This window comes from Stenotrophomonas sp. YJH_SMC_46, assembly GCF_059370315.1.
Window position 1 is genome coordinate 625,183 of sequence record NZ_JCAFTO010000002.1, and the last position, 23,789, is coordinate 648,971.

Genomic DNA, 23,789 nt, shown 5'->3' on the forward strand with positions numbered 1-23,789 from the left:
ACGCAGCAGTGCAGCAAAATGGCCGCAGCGGCCGCCGGCACGGGCGCGCGGCGCCGCAACATGCGATCCTAGGCACATGTCATTGCTCATCGAACGCGCCCGTTACCACCTTTCGGCCCACAACGTGCGGCAGCTGCCGCCCGACGAAGGGGCTGAAGTGGCCTTCGCCGGCCGCTCCAACGCCGGCAAGTCCAGTGCGCTCAACGCGCTGACCCGCCAGAACGCTCTGGCCCGCGTCTCCAAGACCCCCGGCCGTACCCAGCAGCTGGTGTTCTTCCAGGTCACCCCGGAAGCGCATCTGGTCGACCTGCCCGGTTACGGCTACGCCAAGGTGCCGCTGGACCTGCAGGCGCACTGGCAGGCCTTCATCGACAGGTATTTCCGCACCCGCGAAGCCTTGAAGGGCCTGGTGGTGGTGATGGATATCCGCCATCCGCTGAAGGACTACGACCGGCAGATGCTGTCCTATGCCGTGCAGCGTGGCCTGCCGGCGCACGCGCTGCTGACCAAGGCCGACAAGCTCAGCCGCAGCCAGCAGATGCAGTCCCTGCAGAAGGTTCGCAAGGAGCTGCAATCGGCCTATGGCGACAGCGTGAGCGTGCAGGTGTTCTCCGGCGAAGACCGTACCGGCGTGGACGAAGCCCGCGGCGTGATCGGCGGCTGGTTGGGGCTGGAGTAAGGCATCCCCTGCCTTCCTGTAGAGCCGAGCCTACGCTCGGCTGCCGCGCGCAGCGCGGCCAGGCCCAGGTTGCCGAGCATGGGCTCGGCTCTACAAGGGCTCATCGGCTCATTTCAACGGCGAATACTCCGCCGGCACCCACGCATAGGCCTTGCCCTCGCCACGCACATGGCCCAGGCCGGGGAACGGCAGGTGCGCACCTCCCACCCACCAACCGTTGGCGGTGGCCTGCTGCAGCAGCCCGCGACGGCTGGCGATGGCCGCCTTGCGGTCCGAATCCGCCTCAAATGCCGCTTCCGGATGCGCGAACTGCACCGCGTGGAAGTGCAGCACATCGCCCCATACCAGCAGTGACTGGCCCTGGCTGTGGAACCGGTAGGAGACATGGCCGGGGGTGTGGCCATGGGTGTCCATCGCCACCGCGCCGCCGGGCAGGGCATCGCCGGGGCTGAAGGTGCGCAGGTGGCCGCTGGCCTGATACGGCGCCACCGCGTTGCGTGCCAGCGGGAAGGCGAAGCGCACGCCCTTCGGCGCGGTGGCCTCGCTGGCGGGGTTGAGCCAGTAATCGGCATCGGCCCTGGACAGCCACACCGTGGCATTGGGATAGGCCGGCTTGCCCTGTGCATCGAGCACGCCACACAGGTGGTCCGGATGGGCGTGGGTCAGCAGCACCTCATCCACCTCGGTCGGGTCGACGCCGGAGGCGCGCAGATTGCCCAGCACCTGGCCCAGGCCGGGGCCAAAGCACTGCGCGGTGCCGGTGTCGACCAAAGTCAGGTGGTTGCCCTGGCGCACCAGGAAGGCGTTGATCGCGGTCTGCAGGCCTTTCTTGTCTTCGGGCACGTAGCGGCCTTCCAGCAGGCGGCTGACCAGGGTGGGCGGCACGTCCACCACTTCCTGCCGGCCCAGCGCGACCACGCCATCGAACAGGGCGGTGACCTGCAAGGCGCCGACGCGCAGGTGGTAGACGCCCGGTACCTGTCGGGTGGGGGCGGGCGAGGTGGCTTCGGCCAGCGCGGCCAGCGGCAGGGAGGAGAGGGCCAGCAGCAGGGCGGAGCGAAGGGGAAGGTGGCGCAGGGTCATGAGGGGTCTCGGTGGATGACGGGCGGTTCTGTTGGCCTAGCGTGCCGTGGCTGGCGTGTGCGCGGCGCTCAAACCACTACGTGGAATGCTCAGGGAAGGGGGGCTGCAGGGCTGCGCCCTGCACCCGCAGAGGCAACGGCAACAGCCGAAGCAACAGCAACAGCGACAGCGGGCTATCCGTGGGATGGCGGGGTGGGTCCGGTTGCGGGGGCCGCTGCAAGTACGTCCCTGTAAGCTCGGTCGCCGCATCCATGCGGCTCACGCCCCCGCAACCGGACCCACCCCGCCTTCGACAGTTTTCCGCGATCTGTTGGAACGACGTATTGCCTCGGTGGGTGTCGACCTTGGTCGATACAGTAGATCCACGCCATGCGTGGATGACTCATTCGATATCTGACAGATGTGTCGACCAAGGTCGACACCTACCAACAGCCGCGCGGAACAAAGCCGCAGTTGCCAACAGCCGAGTGAACCTGTCGAAGGTGGGGCGGTGTGGGTGGGCAGGACCGTTGGCGCCATGGATGGCGCCATCGAGCCCCCAGGGACGGGTTTACGGCGTGTCCTGCCCACCCACACCGCCCCGCCATCCCACGGAATGCACGCTGTTGCTGTTGCTGTTGCTGTTGCTCCGGCTCTTGCTCTCGCTTCGGCGGGTGCAGGGCGCAGCCCTGCCGAACCCCCTTAAATGTCTGTGGGAGCCAGTCCGTACTGCTCGGCGAAGCGCTTGCTGAAACTCGCCGCAGACCGGTAGCCCGCGCGCGCTGCCACGGTCTTCAACGGCAGGTCGGTGGTGTAGAGCAGCTGCATGCCATGCGCCAGCCGGGCCTCGGTGAGCAGCTGGCGCAGGCTGGTGTCCTCGGCCGCCAGGCGACGGCGCAGGGTCGCGCCGCTCAGCGCGAACAGCGCTTCCACATCACGCGATTGCCAGTCGCGGGCCGGTTCGGCGGCGATGCGGTCGCGGATCTGTTCGCCCAGGCTCGGCGCCTGCGGCAGCAGCAGGTTGCCGTGGCCCTGCCGGCACAGGGTCAGTACCAACGAGGCCAGGGCCAGCCGCGCTTCGCTGTAACGGCCGTCCTGCAGCGATTGCCGCCACTGGCGCAGCACCGCGCCATGATCGATCAACGGCAGTCGCGCCATCGCATGACCAGCGGCGGGAAGCTCCCCGCTCCACAGCGTGCGTGCGGCCGCCAGCACTTCGGCACACAGCGGCACGATGGCGCTGAGGTAGCGGCCACTGCGTGGGTCGGGGGTGTTGACTACATCGATGCGGCAGCGCTGGGTCAGCAGCAGGATGTCGCCGGGGATGAACTCCAGCGACTGGTGCGCGGTACGCACCTGCTTGCGGCCTTCCAGCAGGATCGCGAACTGGGGTTGCGGAATCTCCACCGAGCTGGCGCCATGTTCGCGCCGAGCGGTGATGCACGCATAACCTTCGGCGCGTGCGCAGCCGGCCAGACTGGCCATCTCGGCCAGCAGTGCGGTAACTGGCGGCAGCATGCCGGTCATGTCACCTGGGCGCCGAACAGGCGACCGACGCCTGCAGCGGCGGCCATTGCCAGTGCACCCCAGAACATCACACGCATTGCGCCGCGTACCGGCGGGGCGCCGCCGGCCTGGGCTGCCACCGCGCCGGTCAGGCACAGGCCGAGCAGGGTACTGGCCGTGGTCATCAGTGCGACCTTGTCGACCGGCGCCAGCAGGGCGGCCAGCACTGGCAGCGCCGCACCGCAGGTGAACGCACCGGCCGAGGCCAGCGCTGCCTGCAGCGGGCGGGCGCGCAAGGTATCGGTGATGCCCAGTTCGTCGCGCGCATGCGCGCCCAGCGCATCGTGGGCGGTGAGCTGTTCGGCTACCTGCCGGGCCAATGCAGGTTCCAGGCCACGGTGGCGGTAGATCGCGGCCAGCTCTTCCAGCTCGCTGTGCGGGTTGTCGCGCAGTTCGCGCTTCTCCATCGCCAGGTCGGCTGCTTCGGTGTCGGCCTGGGTCTGCACCGACACATACTCGCCGGCAGCCATGGACATCGCGCCGGCTACGGTGCCGGCCACGCCGGTGGCCAGAATGGTTGCAGCCGAGGCGCCGCTGGCCGCCACGCCAACCACCAGCCCGGCCACCGAGACGATGCCATCGTTGGCGCCCAGCACGGCGGCGCGCAGCCAGCCGACGCGTTCGGAGCGGTGCAGTTCGGGGTGTCGTGAATGGCGGCTCATGACGTTGAGTGTACGAGGGTCAAGAGGGCGTCGGTAGGATGCTGAAACCCGTCACCGTCGCATGACGCGACGGGGTGCCACGCTATAGTGCGCCCTTGCGATGGAAGGCCGCGAGCCCCACATCCCCCGCCACCGTCCAGCGAGCCTCTCCCTTGTCGAGCCCCAGCCACGTCGCCGATACCCCCATTACCGACCGCTCGCAGCTGGTGGAGGTGATCGCCTCCGGCGAGAAGCCCCGCGCGCAGTGGCGCATCGGCACCGAGCACGAGAAGTTCGGGTTCCGCCTGGATGACCTGCGCCCGCCGACCTTCGAGGGCGAGCGCGGCATCGAAGCGCTGCTCAACGGCCTGGTCCGCTTCGGCTGGGAGCCCGTGCAGGAGAACGGCAGCACGATTGCCCTGCTGCGCGATGGCGCCTCGGTGACGCTGGAACCGGCCGGCCAGCTGGAACTGTCCGGTGCGGCGCTGGAAACCATCCACCAGACCTGCGTGGAGACCGGCACCCACCTCAATGAAGTGGCGCAGGTGGCCGGCGAACTGCAGCTGGGTTTCCTCGGCATGGGCTTCCAGCCGAAGTGGAAGCGCGATGAAATGCCGTGGATGCCCAAGGGGCGCTACAAGATCATGCGCTCGTACATGCCCAAGGTCGGTTCGCTGGGCCTGGACATGATGACCCGCACCTGCACGGTGCAGGTGAACCTGGACTACGCCACCGAAGCGGACATGGTGAAGAAGTTCCGCGTGTCGCTGGCGCTGCAGCCGATAGCCACCGCGCTGTTCGCCGATTCGCCGTTCACCGAAGGCAAGCCGAACGGCTACCTGAGCTACCGCTCGCACATCTGGACCGACACCGACGCCGACCGCACCGGCATGCTCGACTTCGTGTTCGAGGATGGTTTTGGTTACGAGCGCTATGTCGACTACCTGCTCGACGTGCCGATGTATTTCTCCTACCGCGATGGCATCTACCACGACGCCAGCGGGCAGAGCTTCCGCGATTTCATGCAGGCCAGGCTGCCGGTGCTGCCGGGTGCGCTGCCGACGCTGCGCGACTGGTCGGACCACATGACCACCGCGTTCCCGGAAGTGCGCCTGAAGAAGTACCTGGAAATGCGTGGTGCCGATGGTGGCCCGTGGAGCCGCCTGTGTGCGCTGCCGGCATTCTGGGTGGGCCTGTTGTATGACGACACCGCACTGGATGCCGCCTGGGACCTGGTGCGTGACTTCACCCTGGCCGAGCGCCATGCGCTGCGTGACGGCGTGCCGAAGCATGCGATGAACCTGCCGTTCCGCAATGGCACCGTGCGTGACCTCGCCGGCGAGGCGGTCAAGATCTCGGTGGAAGGGCTCAAGCGTCGCGCCGCACGTAATGCCGATGGCCAGGACGAGAGCAAGTTCCTGGACGTGCTGCAGGAGATCGTCGAATCCGGCCTGACCCCGGCCGAGCGCAAGCTGGCGCTGTTCCATGGCCGCTGGCATGGTGACGTCGATCCGGTGTTCCGCGAGTTCGCGTACTGACCGTCATGCGGGATTGCCGGCCAGCGGCCGGCACTACCCAAAAGAAAAACCCCGGCATTGCCGGGGTTTTTCATTTCCAGATCCGTCTTGGCTCAGGCCGCGTTCTTCAACGTCGCCATGTCGATCACGAAGCGGTAGCGCACATCGTTCTTCGCCATGCGCTCCCAGGCTTCGTTGACGTTCCTGATGTCGATCATCTCCACATCGCTGACGATGCCGTGCTCGGCACAGAAGTCCATCATTTCCTGGGTTTCGGCCATGCCGCCGATCGCCGAGCCGGTCAGGTGCTTGCGGCCGAAGATCACGCTGCCACCGGTCAACGGCGGGTCCAGTTCGGTCAGCACGCCGACCAGGCACATGGTGGCTTCGCGCTTGAGCAGGCCCATGTACGGATTGGTGTCATGGCTGACCGGGATGGTATTGAGCAGGAAGTCGAAGCTGCCGGCGTGCGCCTTCATCTGCGCCGCATCGCGCGAGACCAGCACCTCATCGGCGCCTAGGCGCTTGGCATCGGCGCCCTTTTCCGGGGTGGTGGTGATCATCACCACGTGCGCACCGAGCGCCTTGGCGAACTTCACGCCCATGTGGCCGAGGCCGCCGAGGCCGATCACGCCGACCTTCTGGCCCGGGCCGACCTTCCAATGGCGCAGCGGCGACCACGTGGTGATGCCGGCGCACAGCAGCGGTGCGGCCGCCTTCAGGTCGAGGGTGTCGGACACCTTCACCACGAAGCGCTGCTCGACCACCACGTGGTCGGAATAGCCGCCGTAGGTCGGTGCGCCGGTTTCGCGTTCACGGCCGTTGTAGGTCCAGGTCGCGCCCTCGGCGCAGTACTGCTCCAGGTCATGCTGGCAGGCGTCGCAGTGGCGGCAGGAGTCGACCATGCAACCCACGCCGGCGTGGTCGCCGACCTTGAAGCGGGTGACGTTGCTGCCGACCTCGGTGACGCGGCCGATGATCTCGTGACCCGGCACCATCGGGTAGATCGAGCCACCCCAGTCGTCGCGGGCCTGGTGCAGGTCGGAGTGGCAGATGCCGCTGTAGAGGATCTCGATGCGCACATCGTCCGGGCCGACCGCGCGGCGTTCGAACTCGTACGGAATCAGCGGGTCGGTATGTGAATGGGCGGCGTAACCACGGGCGAGGGACATGGGGAATCCTTGGCAGGGTTTATCGAAAGGCGTTTTACAATACGCCCCGTTCCCAGCGGCAGGAATCGCGGATATCGGCATGATTCATCAAGTGGAACTGCACAATCATGGCCACTGACAACCTCACCCACCTGGCCGCGTTTGCCGCGGTCGCCCGCCACCGCAGCTTCCGCCGCGCCGGTGCCGAGCTGGCGCTGTCGACCTCGGCAGTGAGCTATGCGATCCGCGCGCTGGAAGAACGGTTGGGGGTTGGCCTGTTCCATCGCACCACCCGCAGCGTGGCCCTGACTGAGGCCGGGCAGCGCCTGCTGGAGCGCCTGCAGCCGGCGCTGGGCCAGGTGCATGACGCGCTGGAAGAGATGAACCAGTTCCGTGCCGCCCCGGCCGGCCTGCTGCGCATCAACGCCACCCGCGCGGCGGTACCGACCCAGTTGGGGCCGCGACTGGCGCGCTTCCTGCACGCTCACCCCGACGTGCGGGTGGAGCTCACCGAGAACGATGGCCTGGTCGACATCGTCGCCGAGGGCTACGACGCCGGCGTGCGCCTGCACGAGTTCGTGCCCGAGGACATGGTGGCGGTGCCGATGGGGCCACCGTTGCGCGGGCTGATTGTCGGCTCGCCGGACTACCTGCGGCGACACCCGGCACCACAGCATCCGCGGGACCTGGCGGCACACGAATGCATCCGCTTCCGCTTCGCCAGCGGGCATCTCTACAAGTGGCAGTTCGAGCGTAGCGGGCAAGCGCTGGAGATCGATGTGCCGGGCCGGCTCACGTTGAGTGAGCAGGGCACCGTCGTGGGTGCAGTGCTTGATGGCATCGGCCTGGCCTACGTGCTGGAAGACACGGCGCGGCCGTATATCGAATCCGGCCAGATGGTGGCAGTGCTGGAAGACTGGAGCGAACCGTTCGCCGGCTTCGCGCTGTACTACCCGAAGCAGCGGCAGATGCCCGGTGCGCTGCGCGCGTTCGTGGATATGCTGCGCGAGTGAATCGTGGTGGATCGCATCCACGCATGGCGTGGATCTACTGACCAACGCCTCATGCATATGTTGACCCCCGCAACGCATGGATGTCGTGGTAGATCCACGCCATGCGTGGATGGCTATCCAGAAGTCTCCGCACAGCGCGTGGATACCGTGGATGCCGATGAACACTTGGACTTCTACGACAGTTCAGAACTCGCGGAGAGGTTGTCCACCATCTTTCTATACATTGCTGTGAGCTGGACGGCCCGGCGGCGGCTTACTTCTGTCTGAAGCCCTGTCAGAAGGTAGTCATTCCAGCGTGCGTCCAACATCTCTGAGAACTGGTGAAACAGCTGCCATTCGTCGTCTACGTTGGGGCCCCCGCACTTGGACAGGTAGTCCATCACTGCGCTCAGGTCATCGTTGGGATGGCACCTGTCCGGTCTTCCAATTCCAGGATGTGCTGAGTTGCGATTGCAGAGGGCATGAAAGTAGATGTAGGAAAAATGGCGCACGGGTTCGCGGATATCCCAGCTCCACAGTTCGCCTTCAAAACAGTTTTCACGGATGTAATCCACCACGGACATGCGGTGTTGATTTAAGTCCTGGATTTCTTCACTGTGATCACGAGTGTGGCGTTCGCTTGCGAAGCCTCTGAGAATGCACCAGTAGAGAAAAAACGCAGTAGCTTGATCCCAGTACTTCCACCTGTCTGAATTGTCATTCTGCTCTGGACGATCATTTCCGACGGCAGCATGGCTTGGCAAGGAGTAGCGGTGCATCTGTGCAAGCTTGATCTGCCACCGCCGGGGAGTGCTTGGGAGAACAAGCATGCAGTCTGGACGAGATGTGAGCATCGCCGCCGTTCTCTTGGACATATCCTCGACAATGAGTTGAGGAGCCACTTCAACCAGATCCTCAGCGACGGAGGTCGGAGACAACTGCAATGGCAGGTTGTCTACTGTTGACGGGTCAAACCAGATTGAATCCACCCAGCAGACGAAGTTGCGGCCTGATTTCCGGGGTGGGTAGTACGCGGGTGCGAGAATCTCGTGATTCCAGCTGATTTCCAGATCCGTGGGGCGGTGAGACATTTCGCCAATAGAGTTGGAGTATGCGAAGGAGGTTGGTTTCGGTGTCTTCGCGCCAATACGTTCGGCGATGGAGAGGACCGGATCGCTATCGATTCGTTGTCCCAGGAGATTACAGAGTTCGGAAAAGAGTAATCGCATGTGATCGCGCCGAAGAGATCGATCATGGATAGTCCCTTCAGTCTTTCCAGTAGGCCATACAAGAAATTGCAAAGAGCCCCGCGAGGCCACTTCGTCTGAATGCGTGGTACACAGCTGCGGCTTACTGGTTGACTACGGCACCTGAAACACCGGCGCCAACAACGCCACGCAATCAAGCAGGTGCACGTCTACCGGTGCATCCTCGGCCACTACACCGATCACGCGTTCGCGCAGCGGCTCGGCCACGGCCATCGCCAGCAGCAATCGCGCCATGCGAACAGGATCTCCCTCGCGCAGCAGCCCGCGCTGCTGCTGCCGCGCCAGCCAGTCAGCCAGCAGCGCTCGGCCGCGTTCGATGCCATTGTCCAGATAGGCCTGCAGCAGCGCGTCCTTGCCGGGGAAATCGGTAGCCAGCAGCCGGAACACCTGCACCGCCTGCGCCGACAGTGCCTGCGTGCACACCGCCTGCAGGATGTCCTGCAGCAACGGCAGCACCTCGTCGGCACCGTGCGCATCGCGCTGCAGCTGCGGCGCGAAGCCGTCGGTCCATTCGCGCACCGCAAGCCCAACCAGTTCCTCGCGATTGCTGGCGTGGCGATACACCGTCTTCTTCGCCACCCCGGCGTGCGCCGCCACCGCTTCGATGGTGGTGGCCTCGTAACCCTGTGCCAGCAGCAGCTCCAGGGTGGCCTGCAGTACCGCGTGGCGGACTTCCGCCTCCGGGCGCGCAGGGCGGCCGCGGCGGCGGGTCGGCGTTGTGGACTCGGACAGGGTCGTGCTGTTCATTGTGCCCATCTTACCGCAACCGGCTAATTGAGAAACGAATAACGTTTCCGTATTGTCGGGTCTCCCAACACCGCAGGAGACCCCGATGGATACCGCTGTGAACGCACGCGCCTGGCTGGACCACCACGATCTGCTCGACCCGGCGCCGATGCACCTGGAGACCGGCATCCAGCGCCGCGAAGACGGCACCCTGCTGGTGGCGGTGCGTACCGATCTGCACGGCTGCAAGGGCCGCATGCTGGACTGGTGGTTCACCTTCTTCGAGACCACCCAGCACATCCGCTGGTGGCATCCGGTCGATCATGTCGAGCATCGCGGCTGGGACGCGGCGTGGCAGCGCGGGCGCAGCTACCACGGTGCCAGCATCCATGCGGTGGAATCGCTGGCCGACATTCCGCCGGTGGCGGCACGCCTGAAGTTCCATGACCCGCGCACGCTGCTGGTGCCCCAGCGCCTGCAGGCGGCACAGGATGCAGGCGATGTATCGGCGGTGATTGCCGCGCGCATCGGCTTCGGCGACCACGTCCGCCTGGATGCAAACGGTGATCCCTGCGACGGGCAGATGCTGCACGTGGCGCGTGATACGCCGTTTGGCTGTGTGCTGCGCAGCCGCTTCGTGCTCGGCCTGGACAGCGCCGATCCGCACCGCGAGGCCGGCGATGCGGTCGGCCTGGGCCTGCTCAAGCACTGCTATACGGAGTTCAGTTTCCTCTCGCGCTTGCTGCCGTCGCTGTACTACGGCGAGCGTGCCAATGGCGAGGCAGTGCCTTTGCCGTGGTGAGTGGTGCAACGGTCATTCGACCAGCGCGTCGTAGCCTTCAGCACTGAACTGGATCAGGCAGAAGCCGTGGCCGAACGGATCGGCCAGCACGGCGATGCGTCCCCAGCGACGCTCGCGCAAGGACTGCTCGAGCGTCGCTCCGGCTGCGACTGCACGTACCAGCGCGGCGTCGATGTCATCCACTACCCAATCCAGGTGCAGCGGCGTCCAATGGCGCTCGTAGTCGCGCACGTCGCCGTCTTCGGTGGCGGCGCTGCCGGCGTCGTTGTGCAGCAGGTAGAGCGGCGTTGGCCCACCGAGCAGCTCCACGGCACCCGGGCCGAGACGGCGGCCGATGCGCAGGCCGAAGGCCCGGATGTAGAAGTCTTCGGCGGCGGCCAGGTCGGGGACGTCGAGGTTGACGATGAAGCTGTGGGCAGTGGCGTTCATGGCAGCGATGGGTGGCATCCGGTGGTCGCAGTCTAGTCCTGCCGCGTGCTGTGGCCGGTTCATCTCCTGCGCGGATTCGGGCAAGCTGGGCGGTCTCTATCGACAAGGACATCCATGAGCGCGCTATCCGGCATCGAACAGGCCACCGGCCAGTCCTTCCCGCCCCTGTTCAAGCAGTTGCATGCAGCGGGTCGGTTGAGTTGGGGTGCTCCCCATCCGGAATGGTCCGAGGTGGTATTCCCGACGCTGCAGGCGGATCCGCCGGTGCTGCTGTACGCCCAGGACTACGAGCCGTTGGAACACGACGAGCTGCTGGAGGCGTGGCAGGAGCTGACCGCCGAGGACCACTACAATCCCCTGCGCACAGACCTGCAACTGCTGCCTTTTGCGCGGACCGGCGCGGGTGACAGCTACTGCTTCTGGAGCAACGCGCCCGGCTTTGCCGAGCCCCCCGTCGTGCTGGTGTGGCATGACGATGATCGTGCCGATGTGCTGGCCGCCAACTACCAGGATTTCCTGTTCCGCAAGATGGTCGAAGCCGTTGCCGACTACCAAGCGCCGTATACGCTGCTGTCGCACGGCGAGCTGGCCGGCAATCTGCAGCGCTGGTTGCAGTCCCACCACTCCTTCCTTCGCGACGACCAGTACGCGGCGTTGCAGCAGCTGTTTGCCCGCGTTGACGATATTGAAGAAGGAAACATCAGCGAAGACGACGCACAGGCCATCGTCGTTGAAGTGATCGGCTGCGAGCGGTTGGACGAGTCGTTCGCGTACGTGCGCGAGGATGCCTGAGGACATGGGTCGGAGCCCCGCCGGCGGCGGGGATCCGACACCGTGCGGGATCAGCCTGCGGCCGGGTAATCGAGGTAGCCTGCCTCGCCGCCCCCGTAATAGGTGCTGCGGTCCGGCGTGGCCAGCGCGACGTTGCGCTGCAGGCGCTCGACCAGATCCGGGTTGGCGATGAACGGCTGGCCAAACGCGGCCAGGTCGATGGTGCCCGCTTCGACCAGCTGCAGGGCGCGTTCGCGGGTCATGCCACCTGCCAGGATGACGGTGCCGCCGTGGGCCTGCTTGAACTGCCGCAGGAACACCTCGCCCAGCACCGACTGGCCCGCCTGCAGGTTGTCGTTGAGATGCACATAGGCCAGGCCGCGCGTGCCCAGCTCCTCGGCCAGGTACAGGTAGGTGGCCTCGTTGTCGGGGTAGAACGGCATGTCGAAGGTGAGGTTGTTCGGCGCCAGGCGCACGCCGATCCGCTGCGCACCAATGCGCTGGGTCATCGCATCGACGGTCTCCAGGATCAAGCGCGCACGATTGGGCAGCGAGCCGCCATAGCGGTCCTCGCGCTGGTTGATGAGCGGGTTGAGGAACTGTTCGAACAGGTAGCCGTTGGCGGCATGCAGTTCGATGCCATCGAAACCGGCGGCGATGGCGTTGTCGGCGCCGCGCGCGAAGTCGTCGACGATGCCGGGGATCTCTTCGGTGGCCAGCGCACGTGCCGGGGTGGGATCGGCGTGGCCGCGGCTGCCGTCGTCCAGATAGACGAACGAGGTGTTCTTCGGTGCGCTGGCGACCGGCCGGGTACCGGCGCTTACCGGTTGACCACCGTCGGGCTGCAGCGAGTAATGCGACATGCGGCCGACGTGCCAGAGCTGGGCGAAGATCGTGCCCTGTGCGGCATGCACCGCCTCGGTGACGAGCTTCCACCCGGCAACCTGCTGGGCCGACCAGATACCCGGCACGTCGATGTAACCCTGGCCCTGCGGCGAGACCGGGGTGCCTTCACTGATGATCAGGCCGGCGCTGGCGCGCTGCCGGTAGTACTGCGCGGTGAGTTCATTGGCCACCGCGCCGGGGTTGCGGGCGCGGGTCATCGGGGCCATCACGATGCGGTTGCGCAGGGCGATGCCTGCCAGATCGAAGGGGCGGAACAGGGCGGCGGTCATGTCGGTCATCTTGGTGCGGGGAGGAGGCGCCAGCGGCGCGATGCACACAGAATGGAGTTGACATGCAGGCGCATAAAGCGCTTCGATCTCCCTGGGTGCGGGACTATTTGTCCCCAATGGAGCGCGATAGATGCTGCCGCTGGAATCATTGAATGGCCTGGTCACGTTCGTTACCACGGCCCGCTCAGGCAGCTTCACCGAGGCTGCCGACGCGCTGGGCATCTCACGCTCGGCGGTGGGCAAGGCCATCGCCCGGCTGGAAGCGCGGCTGGGCGTGCGCCTGTTCCACCGCACCACGCGGCGCATCGCGCTGACCACCGACGGCGAGGCGTACTACGCATCGTGTGCGGCGGCGCTGGAAGAAATCTCCGCCGCCGAGGCCTGCCTGGGGTCGGCCGGCCTGCCCAGCGGACGGCTGCGCATCGACATGCCATCCTCGTTCGGGCGCCTGGTGGTGCTGCCGGTGCTGCTGCGCCTGTGCCGGCAATACCCGGACCTGCAACTGACGATGACCTTCACCGATCACTTCGTCGATCCGGTCGAAGAGGGCATCGACCTGCTGATCCGCTTCGGCGGATTGCACCAGGCCGAGCATCTGGTCGCGCGCCGGCTGGGTCGCCAACGACTGGTCACCTGCGCATCGCCGGAGTACCTGCAGGCGCATGGCGTGCCGGCCATCGTGGAGGATCTGGCGCAGCACCGCAGCGTCGTTGGTTTCCGCCACGGCCAGCCGGTGGCGTGGCGGATCGGCAGGGACGATGTCGAGGGAACGTTCATCCCGAATGCGACCTACCAGCTCAACGATGGTGACGCGGTGATCGATGCGGCCATCGCTGGGCTGGGCATCTGCCAGATGCCCGTTTCACTGGTACGCCGTCATCTGGAATCCGGGGCGCTGCAATCGGTGCTGGATGCGCACATGCAGCGGCATATCGACATCCATGCGCTGTGGCCACCGACCCGCCACCTGCGGCCCAAGGTGCGCTACGTGGTGGATGAGCTGGCGCGGTTGGCGGCTCAGGGCGTGTTTGATTGAGCGTAGGGCATCAGTAGTTGATGATCCGGGCGGACGTGTCTTCGCCTTCCTGAAGTGCTTCAAACACCTCGGCCAGAAGCGCGATCAGATCGTGCCCATGTGAGGTGACGAAGTAGGTCGCCAGGCTGTCGATGTCGCCAGCGATATCGTCTCCCCACGGTGGACGCTGGGTTCTATCCTCGAACGACCATATGACACGGGCTGGCGCAAGCTCGGCCAGCTCTCGGCGGACCCTATGTAGTTCGGCCAGCGCGGCGGCAGCATCTGATTGCTGCAGTCTGCCGGCGTATAGCTGATTCAAGAGGATTGGGAATCGACTTCCCCAGCCATTCGGCTCCAGGTTGCCGGATATGGTCGAGAAGAAGGCATGGAGAAACGCGCCACTGCCGATCTCATCGGTGATGCGCCCGAGTTGGATGCCAACACCCATTGTCTGGTTCCTGATTCTGCCGATCCTACAGCATGCCCCGATGCATGAACGGTAGAAGCGAAATTGCTGTAATTGATTGATATGAAAAGATTCAACGGCACTATTGCGGAGGCGGGAGATGCCATTTCCGTCACTTTGCCAATACGCATGTATACTATCCCCCAGTATAGTTCCGAACTGGCCCGCCATGCCGCACTCCCCCGAAGAGAAGAAGAAGGTCCTGGCCCGCGTGCGCCGCATCCGCGGCCAGTGCGATGCGCTTGACCGCGCGCTGGAAGCCGGCGCCGACTGCGGGCCGGTGCTGCAGCAGATCGCCGCCATCCGTGGCGCGGTCAACGGCCTGATGTCCGAGGTGATGGAGGCCCATCTGCGCGAGGAATTCGGCCAGCCCGCCGCCTCCGACGAACAACGCGCCGAACGCGTGCGCGACATGAGCGCGTTGATCCGCTCGTACCTGAAGTAAACGACGGCGCAACATGGCGCCGCCCATCCTGTCATTGCCTGTCTCTGGAGAGTCCACCCATGAAATCCCGTGCCGCCGTCGCCTTTGGTCCCGGCCAGCCGCTGCAGATCGTCGAGATCGACGTCGCCCCGCCGAAGAAGGGCGAAGTGCTGGTGAAGATTACCCACACCGGTGTCTGCCACACCGATGCGTTCACCCTGTCCGGTGATGACCCGGAAGGCCTGTTCCCGGTGGTGCTGGGCCATGAAGGCGCCGGCATCGTGGTGGAAGTGGGCGAGGGCGTGACCAGCGTCAAGCCGGGCGACCATGTGATTCCGCTGTATACCGCCGAGTGTGGCGAATGCCTGTTCTGCAAGAGCGGCAAGACCAACCTGTGCGTGGCCGTGCGCGCCACCCAGGGCAAGGGCGTGATGCCCGACGGCACCAGCCGCTTCAGCTACAACGGCGAGCCGCTGTACCACTACATGGGCTGCTCGACCTTCAGCGAGTACACCGTTGTGGCCGAAGTCTCGCTGGCGAAGATCAACCCGGACGCCAACCCGGAACACGTCTGCCTGCTCGGCTGTGGCGTCACCACTGGCATCGGCGCGGTGCACAACACCGCCAAGGTGCAGGAAGGCGACAGCGTGGCGGTGTTCGGCCTGGGTGGCATCGGCCTGGCGGTGATCCAGGGTGCGCGCCAGGCCAAGGCCGGCCGCATCATCGCGGTGGACACCAATCCGTCCAAGTTCGAACTGGCGCGCGAATTCGGCGCCACCGACTGCATCAACCCGAAGGACTTCGACAAGCCGATCCAGCAGGTCATCGTGGAAATGACCACCTGGGGTGTGGACCACAGCTTCGAGTGCATCGGCAACGTCAACGTGATGCGCGCGGCGCTGGAATGCGCGCATCGTGGCTGGGGCCAGAGCGTGGTGATCGGCGTGGCCGGTGCCGGGCAGGAGATCTCCACCCGCCCGTTCCAGCTGGTGACCGGGCGCAAGTGGATGGGTACCGCCTTCGGTGGCGTCAAGGGCCGCAGCCAGCTGCCGGGCATGGTCGAGGACGCGATGAAGGGCGATATCGAACTGGCGCCGTTCGTCACCCACACCATGGACCTGGACAGGATCAACGACGCCTTCGACCTCATGCATGAAGGCAAGTCGATCCGTTCGGTGGTCCATTACTGAGCCGCGTCATGGGCTGGTTCGATGCCCTGCGCCGGCCGCGTGCGGAAGACCCGCGCGCGGCCTTGGTGGCGCCGATCGAGCAGGCGTTGCGCGCGCTGGGCTGGGTCGACGGCGAGGTGGGGCCACCGCGTGCGGTGACTTCGGCCTTCGGCAGCGACGATGGCATGCCGTTCGAGCAGTGGCTTGCGCAGGTATTTCTGCCGCGCCTCTACGAGGCCCGCGCCGACGGTCAGTGGCCACCGCGCAGCGACGTGGCGGTGGCGGCGTATCGCAACCTGGACGGCCAGCCTGGCGTCGAATCGTTGCTGCGCCTGCTGGCACAGCTGGATGAACTGATCAGCCAAGGCATCCACGCCGGGCGTGGATAAGCCGACCAAGGTCGGCATCTACCAGAAGCACGCGTGCGCTGACGCGCCGCGCAGGAGAGCACCATGGAACGCATTGAACACCGCGCCTGTTTCGGCGGCTGGCAGGACGTGTACCGCCATCATTCGACCACGCTGGGCTGCGACATGCAGTTCGCCGTGTACCTGCCACCGCAAGTGGAAACACAGAAGCTGCCGGTGCTGTACTGGCTGAGCGGCCTGACCTGCACCGAGCAGAATTTCATCACCAAGGCCGGTGCGCAGCGCTATGCAGCCGAGCACGGAGTAATCATCGTTGCGCCGGATACCAGCCCGCGCGGCGATGATGTGGCCGATGCCGAAGGCTACGACCTCGGCAAGGGAGCGGGGTTCTACCTCAACGCCACCCGTGCGCCCTGGGCGGAGCACTACCGCATGCATGATTACGTGGCGCAGGAGCTGCCGGCGCTGATCGAGGCGAACTTCGCGGTCACCGATGCGCGCGCGATCAGTGGCCATTCGATGGGCGGCCATGGCGCGCTGCTGATCGCGCTGCGCAACCCCGGGCGCTATCGCAGCGTGTCGGCGTTTTCGCCGATCGTCGCGCCCAGCCACGTGCCGTGGGGGCAGAAGGCCTTCCATGCCTATCTGGGCGACAACCCGGCCGACTGGGGGCAATGGGATGCCTGCGAGCTGATCGCTATGGCTGACGAGCGCCTGCCGCTGCTGGTCGACCAGGGCGAGGCGGACGAGTTCCTGCAGACCCAGCTGCAGCCGCAGCGCCTGCAGCAGGCCTGCGCGGCCGCCGGCCATCCGCTGACCCTGCGTCTGCAGCCGGGCTACGACCACAGCTACTACTTCATCGCCAGCTTCATCGGCGAGCACATCGCCCACCACGCCCGCGCCCTGCAGGGCTGAGCGCGTTCCGGTGGTGCCGGCCAGCGGCCGGCACTACCATGGTGGCGCACGCGGAGTGTCGTTTTGCCGCAGTGGATCACGCCGCTGTGGCATGCCGGCGCGCTATGGTGCGGCCATACGGCCTTGCGGATCGGGGGGATGCATGCCGGTAGTGATGGCGCTGCTGTACGTGCTTTGCCATGGGCTGGCCGTGGCGTTCTGGCCGAGCCCGGCGGGCGTGGGCTCTTTCCTGTTCCTGACCGGCGCACCGCTGCTGGCCGCCGCCGCGTGCCTGGTGCGGGCGCAACGTGACCGCGCCGCTCTGGGCTGGCGTTCTACCGCGATGGCACTGCTGCTGTGGGCCGGTGGCATGACGTCCAACATGGTGGATGCGCTGGGCGCCGGCCGGGCTGACTTCACCCCACGCATCAGCCTGTTGTTGTACGTGCTGTATGGCGTGCCGCTGGTGTTCATCCTGGCCCGGGCACGCCGCGAGCGCCCGAGCATCAGCCTGATCGACGCGGCGATGGCGGCGCTGCTGGGTGTGCTGTTCTTCGTGCACACCGCATCGTTCGCCGCCCGTGTCGAGGTCGACGCCCATGCGATGTCCAACATGCAGCGCATGTTCGACATCCAGAACCTGTGTATCGCCGCGTTCGCCGTGGTGCGATGGCTGGCCGGCGACGTGCCCGAACGGCGCAGGTTCTTCCGCGCACTGGCGCTGTACGCACTGGCCTATCTGCTGGTGGCCTACTACATTAACCACTACACCTCCGATGATGCATTCGGTGCGTTCAACGATCTGCTGATCGACGTACCTTTTCTGCTGATCGCCTGCCTGGCGCTGGAAACGGCGCCGCACACAGGCACTGCGGCACACCCGCGGCTGGCGAGGACGGTGCAGGCCGCTGGTCCGATGATCCTGCCATTGCTGCTGCTGGTGGTCGGCACGCTGGTGGTCGATCATGCGCGGCCGTTGGCTGTTGCGGGCTTCGTCGTAGCCACCCTTGGCTTCGGCCTGCGCAGCGTCCTGCTGCAGACTGATCTTCTGGAACGCCAGGCAGCACTGGATCAACTGGCGCGGCAGGATGGCCTGACCGGCGTGGCCAACCGCCGTGAATTCGACGCACGGCTGACGTCCGAGTGGAATCGCGCACGGCGCAGCGGCACCGAGCTTGGCCTGCTGCTGGTGGATATCGACCACTTCAAGGCCTTCAACGACCAGCACGGCCATCCGGCCGGTGATCGTTGCCTGCAGGCGGTGGCCGGGGTGCTGAAGGCCATAGCCGGTCGCGGCGGTGACAGCGTTGCGCGTTATGGCGGTGAAGAGTTCGCCGTCATTGTGCCCGGAAGCCCGTTGTCGGGCGTGCTGGCGCTGGCCGAGCGGCTGCGCGAAGCGGTCGAAGCGCTGCCATTGCCGGAAGGCCCGGTCAGCATCAGCGTCGGCGTGGGTTACCTGCATCCGCCGGCGCTGGCCAGTGCCGATCAGTTGCTGGCAGACGCCGATGCCGGCCTGTATGCCGCCAAGCGGGCTGGCCGCAACCAGGTGGTCCTGCACGCACACGTGCTGGATGACGAGGGCAACGCGCACGGAACGATGGACTGCTGAGCGGACCCGCCCGTCACGCGCTGCTGCCCATTGCCGCCAAACCGCCTCATCCTGTTCGGCCAGGCCAATCCGGTTCGCCGCTGGTCGTACAGAACCAGCCTGTTGGGCGTGCCACCCGTCCAGCGACATCGCGCTGGGTAGTGCCGGCGTGGCCTCACCGCACGTCGCGCAGTTCCCAGTGGCTGCCGGCCAGCAGGCGCAGGCGCTGCTTGAACACATCGCTGTCGATGCGGGTGGTGGCCACCAGGTTGATGCGCAGGTCCTTCTGCTCGCCGGTCACGGTGGCGTCCGGATCGGTCACGCCCCACTGCGGTTCCACCGCGTCCGGGTCGGGCTGCTTGGCCTTCCAGCGCTCGAACAGCGTGCCGCTGCGCAGGGCATCCTGCAGCTCTTCGGCGAAACCGGCGGCGCCCTGCGAGTGGAAGGACAGGTCAGGGTCATTGCCACGGGCCTTGGACGGGTCGGGTAGGCTGATGTGGTACTGCGCAGGCATGGCGTTCTCCTTGAAGTGCGGCAAGACTGGCACAACCGCAGTGGAATCGATGTGCAGATTCCGGCCGTGGCCAGCGCTCATTCGAACCGATGCGGCCCATCGGCGAAGCCTACGGTGACCGCGCCCTTGCCGACGTTGACCATGCCGGTCAGGCTCATCACCGATTCGTACACGGTCACGCCATGGCCGGCGCAGACCTCTTTCAGCTGTGCGTAGCCGGGCAGGGCACGCAGCTCGTCCAGTTCTCCACCGTAGCTGACGCACACCGTCGGCGTCATCAGCCCGGCACGCACGCGCTGGCCGACCACCGCGAACAGCTTCTGCACGGCGCTGTCGAAGCCCTTGATCTTGGCGACCGGCCCGGTTTCGCCGCGGTAGCCGTGCAGCACCGGCTTGATGTCCAGTGCGCTGCCCAGCGCCGCACTGAGCAGGCCGACGCTGCGGTCGCCCTTGTGCCGGGCGCGCGCACGCATGTAGTACAGATCACGGGTGACCATGTAGCCGTGCACGTTGCCGGCCAGTTCTTCCAGCCGCTCGCGGATCTGCTGCACGCTGGCGCCACTGTCACGCAGGCGAACCGCCTCCACCGCAGTCACCGCCTGCGCAGCGAACAGGTTCTGGGTATCGAGCACGCGCAGCGCGAACGGCGAGTTGTAGCCCGCTGCCTGCCGAACCGGCTTGTAATCGTTGAGGATGGCGAAGCTGGCCTGCAGCGCATTGTCGTGGATCGGGCTGCGGGTCTTGGTGATGGTCATGCAGAACACGTGGTCGTAATCGATGACCAGCTGCTGCAGGAACAGGTCGCGGATCTGGTTGACACTGAAGGGGATGGTCTCCGCCTCGGCACCGTGCTCGGCCACGTGTGCATGCAGGAAACTCAGCGTGGCCTGCTCATCGCGATGATCGGCCAGCACGGCTTCGCCGATGCGGACGGTGATCGGCAGCAGCACGATGTTGTGCTCGGCAATGAAGTCCTGCGGCAGGTCGCAGGCCGAGTCGACGACGATTCCGATGCGCATCCGCGGCTCCCCCTCCAGGGCGGTTGTAGGTTCGGAAACGTGAAATCTATCTCAAATTCTGGCGTGGCGCGCGAGGGAAATGCGCCAGGCCCTGTTCAGCGACTGCGCAGCACGGCCACCGGAAGTTCGGCCAGGCGCTGCCACTCGGGCTGCTGCAGCAGGGCGGGATTGGCCAGCACGGCGGCCATCAACGGATGGGCGTCGTTGCCCCAGAACAGTTCGTCATCGATGGCCAGGGTTGGTACGCCGAACACGCCGGCAGCAATGGCGGCCTCGGTGTTCCTCCGCAGCTGCTCCTTGGCCGCGGGGGCCGCGATGGCGCTGGCGACATCCTCGATCCCCAGCCGCGCAGCCGGTTCGCGCAGGGCCTCGGCGCTATCGGCGGCATTGCCGTCGCGCCAGATCCAGTCGAACAGCACGTCCACCGCCTGCACGCTGCCACCGGCGGCCAGGCACAGCCGCAGGGCAGACAACGGGTTGAACGGGTGGCCCGGCGGGAACCGCAGCGGTGTTCCTTCGGCCTGCGCAGTCCACAGCAGCTGGCGGTACATGAAGCGGCGCTTGGCCGGAATCTCGGCCGGCCCGAGGTTGCCCAGGTGATGCAGCACCGCGCCGAAGGCGATCGGCACGGTCTGGATCTGCGCGAACTGCGGCAACTGTTTCAGCTTCTGCCAGTGCAGGTAGGAGTAGGGCGAGACGAAGTCGAAGTACCAGCGCAGGGTGGCCATGGTGGTGTCCTTCAATGCGGTCAGGGCTGCGCATTGCGCTGCAGGTAGCGATCACGCAGGTCGGTCTGGCGCGAGCGCATCGGCATCGCACGGCCGCCCAGCCAGACCTGTTCGGCATAGTGCGCCACGTCCAGCGGGTCGCCTTCCCACAGCACCAGGTCGGCGCGCTTGCCGGGCTCGATGCTGCCGATCTGGTCGGCCACGCCGAACGCCTGTGCGGGTACCCGGGTCAGCCCGGCCAGACCGTCAGCCCAGGGCAGGCCGTTGGCCACTGCATTGCCAGCCAGTTGGCGCATCTTGCGCGCGTTGTGCGAAGCATCACCACGCTGCATGAACGACACGGCCACGCCCGCACGATGCAGGCGTGCCGCATTTTCCAGGGTGGCACCGATCTGATCGAAGCTGGCCGGCAGGTTGGACAGCACGTCGACAAACACCGGCACCTGGGCAGCGGCCAGCTCCGGCGCCACCTGCCACGCTTCGCTGGCACCGGCGATGGCGATCTTCACCTTCTCGCGGGCGGCCCAGCGCAGCAGCTGGCGGATGTCGGAGGCGCGATCGACCTCCACCACGATGCGGCCGTGGCCGGCCAGGTAGCGGCTGAGCGTGCGGCGCCCGGCCGGCGTCAGCAGTGCGTGCGGCGAGTCCGCAGCCACCTGTCCGCGTGCCTCGTCGATCATCTGCTGCAACAGCATCCATTGCGCGGCGCGCGAATGCCCGGTCAGTTCGGCGGCTGCCGCGCCGATGCGCAGGAACAGGGCACGCGGGCCGATCGGATCGCTGCTGCCGTCCAACCGCATAACGCCACCCTGGCCAGCCACGAAACCGCCGCCGGCGGCTGCCCCCAATGCGGTGAAGCCGATGCCTTCCAGGCGCGTGACCGGAATCAGCACCGAAGCCGGGTTGTAGGCGAGGGTGACGTCGAACTCCGGGCGCAGCGGCTGCTCACCGAGCTTCAGCGAACTGTCCACCGTGCTCGATTCTCCCGAGACCTCCTCGATGCCGGTTTCGGTGATGCCACCAAACAGCGCCGGTGTCAGCGGGCGGCCATTGGCCTCGACCACCAGGGCACCAGCCGGCGCGGACAGCCCGTTGCCCACCGCGCGGATGATGCCGCCCTGCACCAGCACGTCCGCGTTCTGCAGGCTGCCGCGTGCGCTGGCAGTGTGCACCGTCGCATTGCGCACCAGAAGATCCTGTGCCTGCGCGGATGCGCAGATGCAGGCCAGCACCACGACAGTAGCGCCGAGGCATGCCCGGCTACCCTTCGCGGCAGAATCCGCCAACTGCTTGAACACCTTCATCAGCGGACCTCCTGGCCAAGCTGGAAATCAGAACGCGGCGTCGTTGCCGGCGCATTGCGGTCGTACAACCTGCGGCCGTCGATGAAGACCTGCTCGGCCAGCGCGTAGGAACTGAAGGGGTTGCCGTTCCAGACCACCACATCGGCCATCTTGCCCGCCTCCAGAGTGCCGGTCTGGCCTTCGATGCCCAGCGCCTTGGCGGCGTTGGCAGTCATCCAGGTGATGGCGTGCTCAGGGGTGATCTCCGGCATGTGGGCGCGGCGTGCGGCGGCGATCACCTTGGCTGCTTCCTGGTTCAGGCGCTGGATGCCTTCCGGTGAATCGGAATGGACGACGGCGCAGCTGTTCTTCGGCCGGTCGACCAGCGCGATGTTCTCGGGAATGCCGTCGAAGGCTTCCATCTTGAAGCCCCACCAATCGGCCCAGAGTGCACCGCAGACGCCGTCGGCGGCCAGCCGGTCGGCCAGCTTGTAGGCCTCCACGCCGTGGTGGAAAGCGGCCACCTTGAAGCCGAATTCCTTGGCCAGGTCGAGCATGGTGGCCATCTCGTCGGCGCGATAGCAGTGGATGTGCACGCGGATGTCGCCTTCGATCGCGCCGGCCAGCGTGTCCAGCTTGAGATCGCGCTTGCCGCCGGCATCACCGGCGCTGTCGCCCTTGTCGCTGCCGAACCAGCTCTTGCGCTTGGCCGGCTTGGGCTTGTTCCTGGCGATGTAGTCGGCGGCATCGATGAAGGCGGCACGATAGCCGGCCACGTTGCCCATGCGCGTGGCCGGGGTCACGCCCTTGCCCTCGCCATAGACCCGCTTGGGGTTCTCGCCGCAAGCCATTTTCAGGCCCCAGGGCGCACCGGGAAACTTCATCGCCTGGTAGGTGATGGCGGGGACGTTCTTCAAGGTCACGCCGCGGCCACCGACCAGGTTGGCCGAGCCCGGCAGCACCTGCATGCTGGTCACGCCGCCGGCCAGCGCGGTGGCGAAGCCCGGGTCCTGCGGCCACACCGAATGTTCGGCCCAGACGTTGGCGGTGACCGGTGCGGTCATCTCGTTGCCGTCGCTGTGCGCACCGACACCCGGGCTGGGATACACGCCCAGGTGCGAATGCACGTCGATCAGGCCCGGAGTGACCCACTTGCCCTGTGCATCAATGCGGGTGACAGCGGCATCGGCCTGCAGCTGGCGGCCGACGGCAACGATGCGGCCGTCGCGCAGCAGCACGTCGGCGTTGTCCAGGCGCTGGCCGGTGCCGGTCAGCACGGTGGCGTTCTGGATCAGTACCGGCGCATCGGGATGGGCCTGGTAGGTGCTGGGGTAGGGATCGGTGACAAAGCGCGACGCCCCCACCGCAGGCGCCGTGCTCAATGAAAGCAGTGCCAGTGCCACTCCGGCGCGCAACAACGACGATGCCATGCAGTTCCCCTCGCAACGTGATCCAGTCGCCGACGCTAGCCGGGCGGTGGTAGGCTTGCCAAGTGACCTTCTTCACAGGTGCATCGGCAGTGCCTCGACGGGGCCGCCC

Annotated in this window: 25 protein-coding genes; 11 read left to right on the forward strand and 14 right to left on the reverse strand. The window is 66.3% G+C overall.

The genetic code is table 11. The features are described 5' to 3' along the window. The first annotated feature begins 76 nt into the window (after nt 1–76). Nucleotides 77–679: a ribosome biogenesis GTP-binding protein YihA/YsxC gene (gene yihA, locus AC5P8C_RS07885; protein WP_014038472.1), complete on the forward strand. Its 603-nt coding sequence runs from the start codon at nt 77–79 to the stop codon at nt 677–679. A gap of 108 nt (nt 680–787) precedes the next feature. Here the strand turns inward: yihA and AC5P8C_RS07890 are convergent, their stop codons facing one another. The 3 genes from AC5P8C_RS07890 to AC5P8C_RS07900 all read right to left on the reverse strand — a co-directional run bounded on the left by AC5P8C_RS07890 (nt 788) and on the right by AC5P8C_RS07900 (nt 3,969). Next, nucleotides 788–1,762 carry an MBL fold metallo-hydrolase gene (locus tag AC5P8C_RS07890; RefSeq protein ID WP_329761100.1) on the reverse strand — a complete coding sequence of 325 codons (975 nt, stop codon included), beginning with the start codon at nt 1,760–1,762 and terminating at the stop codon, nt 788–790. A gap of 681 nt (nt 1,763–2,443) precedes the next feature. Further along, entirely contained in the window at nt 2,444–3,268 is an 825-nt protein-coding gene (locus tag AC5P8C_RS07895; protein WP_019662098.1) for a helix-turn-helix transcriptional regulator, read from the reverse strand. Beyond that, nucleotides 3,265–3,969 (reverse strand): VIT1/CCC1 transporter family protein, encoded by a 705-nt coding sequence (locus tag AC5P8C_RS07900; RefSeq protein WP_019662097.1) that lies wholly within the window; start codon nt 3,967–3,969, stop codon nt 3,265–3,267. Before AC5P8C_RS07900 ends, AC5P8C_RS07895 begins: the two co-directional genes overlap by 4 nt. A 152-nt stretch (nt 3,970–4,121) precedes the next feature. On the opposite strand from AC5P8C_RS07900, the gene AC5P8C_RS07905 reads away from it, so the two are divergent. Then, nucleotides 4,122–5,486: a glutamate--cysteine ligase gene (locus tag AC5P8C_RS07905; RefSeq protein ID WP_019662096.1), complete on the forward strand. Its 1,365-nt coding sequence runs from the start codon at nt 4,122–4,124 to the stop codon at nt 5,484–5,486. Between the two features lie 92 nt (nt 5,487–5,578). Here AC5P8C_RS07905 and AC5P8C_RS07910 read toward each other — a convergent pair whose 3' ends face one another. Beyond that, a complete protein-coding gene (locus AC5P8C_RS07910) occupies nt 5,579–6,637 on the reverse strand; it encodes an NAD(P)-dependent alcohol dehydrogenase (RefSeq protein ID WP_019662095.1) in 1,059 nt (352 codons plus the stop codon). A gap of 107 nt (nt 6,638–6,744) precedes the next feature. On the opposite strand from AC5P8C_RS07910, the gene AC5P8C_RS07915 reads away from it, so the two are divergent. After that, nucleotides 6,745–7,629 carry a LysR family transcriptional regulator gene (locus AC5P8C_RS07915; protein WP_019336462.1) on the forward strand — a complete coding sequence of 295 codons (885 nt, stop codon included), beginning with the start codon at nt 6,745–6,747 and terminating at the stop codon, nt 7,627–7,629. Nucleotides 7,630–7,802: 173 nt separating this feature from the next. Here the strand turns inward: AC5P8C_RS07915 and AC5P8C_RS07920 are convergent, their stop codons facing one another. Next, on the reverse strand, nt 7,803–8,837 hold the full coding sequence (locus AC5P8C_RS07920) for a DUF7832 domain-containing protein (protein WP_495218535.1): 1,035 nt from the start codon (nt 8,835–8,837) through the stop codon (nt 7,803–7,805). Between the two features lie 132 nt (nt 8,838–8,969). Beyond that, the gene (locus AC5P8C_RS07925; RefSeq protein ID WP_495218536.1) at nt 8,970–9,632 is read right to left on the reverse strand and encodes a TetR/AcrR family transcriptional regulator; all 663 of its coding nucleotides are present in this window, start codon (nt 9,630–9,632) and stop codon (nt 8,970–8,972) included. Nucleotides 9,633–9,708: 76 nt separating this feature from the next. Here AC5P8C_RS07925 and AC5P8C_RS07930 point away from each other — a divergent pair, with 76 nt between their 5' ends. Further along, nucleotides 9,709–10,404, forward strand: coding sequence for a DAPG hydrolase family protein (locus AC5P8C_RS07930; RefSeq protein WP_019662092.1), 696 nt, complete (start codon nt 9,709–9,711; stop codon nt 10,402–10,404). A gap of 12 nt (nt 10,405–10,416) precedes the next feature. Here AC5P8C_RS07930 and AC5P8C_RS07935 read toward each other — a convergent pair whose 3' ends face one another. Next, a complete protein-coding gene (locus tag AC5P8C_RS07935; protein WP_026347277.1) occupies nt 10,417–10,833 on the reverse strand; it encodes a VOC family protein in 417 nt (138 codons plus the stop codon). A gap of 114 nt (nt 10,834–10,947) precedes the next feature. Between AC5P8C_RS07935 and AC5P8C_RS07940 the strand changes: the two genes are divergently transcribed. Beyond that, nucleotides 10,948–11,625: an SMI1/KNR4 family protein gene (locus tag AC5P8C_RS07940; RefSeq protein ID WP_019662090.1), complete on the forward strand. Its 678-nt coding sequence runs from the start codon at nt 10,948–10,950 to the stop codon at nt 11,623–11,625. A gap of 50 nt (nt 11,626–11,675) precedes the next feature. Here the strand turns inward: AC5P8C_RS07940 and AC5P8C_RS07945 are convergent, their stop codons facing one another. After that, complete coding sequence (locus tag AC5P8C_RS07945; RefSeq protein ID WP_019662089.1) at nt 11,676–12,779, reverse strand: alkene reductase; 1,104 nt, start codon at nt 12,777–12,779, stop codon at nt 11,676–11,678. 130 nt (nt 12,780–12,909) lie between these two features. On the opposite strand from AC5P8C_RS07945, the gene AC5P8C_RS07950 reads away from it, so the two are divergent. Continuing rightward, the gene (locus AC5P8C_RS07950) at nt 12,910–13,815 is read left to right on the forward strand and encodes a LysR family transcriptional regulator (RefSeq protein ID WP_019662088.1); all 906 of its coding nucleotides are present in this window, start codon (nt 12,910–12,912) and stop codon (nt 13,813–13,815) included. 10 nt (nt 13,816–13,825) lie between these two features. Here AC5P8C_RS07950 and AC5P8C_RS07955 read toward each other — a convergent pair whose 3' ends face one another. Continuing rightward, nucleotides 13,826–14,245, reverse strand: coding sequence for an Imm70 family immunity protein (locus AC5P8C_RS07955; RefSeq protein WP_019662087.1), 420 nt, complete (start codon nt 14,243–14,245; stop codon nt 13,826–13,828). Nucleotides 14,246–14,432: 187 nt separating this feature from the next. Here AC5P8C_RS07955 and frmR point away from each other — a divergent pair, with 187 nt between their 5' ends. The 5 genes from frmR to AC5P8C_RS07980 all read left to right on the forward strand — a co-directional run bounded on the left by frmR (nt 14,433) and on the right by AC5P8C_RS07980 (nt 18,727). Next, nucleotides 14,433–14,708 carry a formaldehyde-responsive transcriptional repressor FrmR gene (gene frmR / locus AC5P8C_RS07960; protein ID WP_005411009.1) on the forward strand — a complete coding sequence of 92 codons (276 nt, stop codon included), beginning with the start codon at nt 14,433–14,435 and terminating at the stop codon, nt 14,706–14,708. Nucleotides 14,709–14,767: 59 nt separating this feature from the next. After that, nucleotides 14,768–15,877, forward strand: a complete 1,110-nt coding sequence (locus tag AC5P8C_RS07965) for an S-(hydroxymethyl)glutathione dehydrogenase/class III alcohol dehydrogenase (RefSeq protein ID WP_019662086.1) — start codon at nt 14,768–14,770, stop codon at nt 15,875–15,877. A gap of 8 nt (nt 15,878–15,885) precedes the next feature. After that, complete coding sequence (locus AC5P8C_RS07970; RefSeq protein ID WP_019662085.1) at nt 15,886–16,245, forward strand: YqcC family protein; 360 nt, start codon at nt 15,886–15,888, stop codon at nt 16,243–16,245. A 63-nt stretch (nt 16,246–16,308) separates the two neighbouring features. Next, a complete protein-coding gene (fghA, locus tag AC5P8C_RS07975; protein ID WP_495218537.1) occupies nt 16,309–17,139 on the forward strand; it encodes an S-formylglutathione hydrolase in 831 nt (276 codons plus the stop codon). A 142-nt stretch (nt 17,140–17,281) separates the two neighbouring features. Next, entirely contained in the window at nt 17,282–18,727 is a 1,446-nt protein-coding gene (locus AC5P8C_RS07980) for a GGDEF domain-containing protein (RefSeq protein WP_019662083.1), read from the forward strand. A gap of 154 nt (nt 18,728–18,881) precedes the next feature. Here the strand turns inward: AC5P8C_RS07980 and AC5P8C_RS07985 are convergent, their stop codons facing one another. From AC5P8C_RS07985 to AC5P8C_RS08005, 5 genes are all read right to left on the reverse strand, one after another. Then, the gene (locus AC5P8C_RS07985; RefSeq protein ID WP_005414449.1) at nt 18,882–19,220 is read right to left on the reverse strand and encodes a hypothetical protein; all 339 of its coding nucleotides are present in this window, start codon (nt 19,218–19,220) and stop codon (nt 18,882–18,884) included. A 77-nt stretch (nt 19,221–19,297) separates the two neighbouring features. Continuing rightward, nucleotides 19,298–20,239: a DegV family protein gene (locus AC5P8C_RS07990; RefSeq protein WP_019662081.1), complete on the reverse strand. Its 942-nt coding sequence runs from the start codon at nt 20,237–20,239 to the stop codon at nt 19,298–19,300. A gap of 95 nt (nt 20,240–20,334) precedes the next feature. Continuing rightward, on the reverse strand, nt 20,335–20,967 hold the full coding sequence (locus AC5P8C_RS07995; RefSeq protein WP_495218538.1) for a 2-hydroxychromene-2-carboxylate isomerase: 633 nt from the start codon (nt 20,965–20,967) through the stop codon (nt 20,335–20,337). Nucleotides 20,968–20,987: 20 nt separating this feature from the next. Continuing rightward, the gene (locus AC5P8C_RS08000; protein WP_495218539.1) at nt 20,988–22,271 is read right to left on the reverse strand and encodes an amidohydrolase family protein; all 1,284 of its coding nucleotides are present in this window, start codon (nt 22,269–22,271) and stop codon (nt 20,988–20,990) included. Next, the gene (locus AC5P8C_RS08005) at nt 22,271–23,680 is read right to left on the reverse strand and encodes an amidohydrolase (protein ID WP_058983592.1); all 1,410 of its coding nucleotides are present in this window, start codon (nt 23,678–23,680) and stop codon (nt 22,271–22,273) included. Before AC5P8C_RS08005 ends, AC5P8C_RS08000 begins: the two co-directional genes overlap by 1 nt. Between the last annotated feature and the right edge of the window lie 109 nt (nt 23,681–23,789).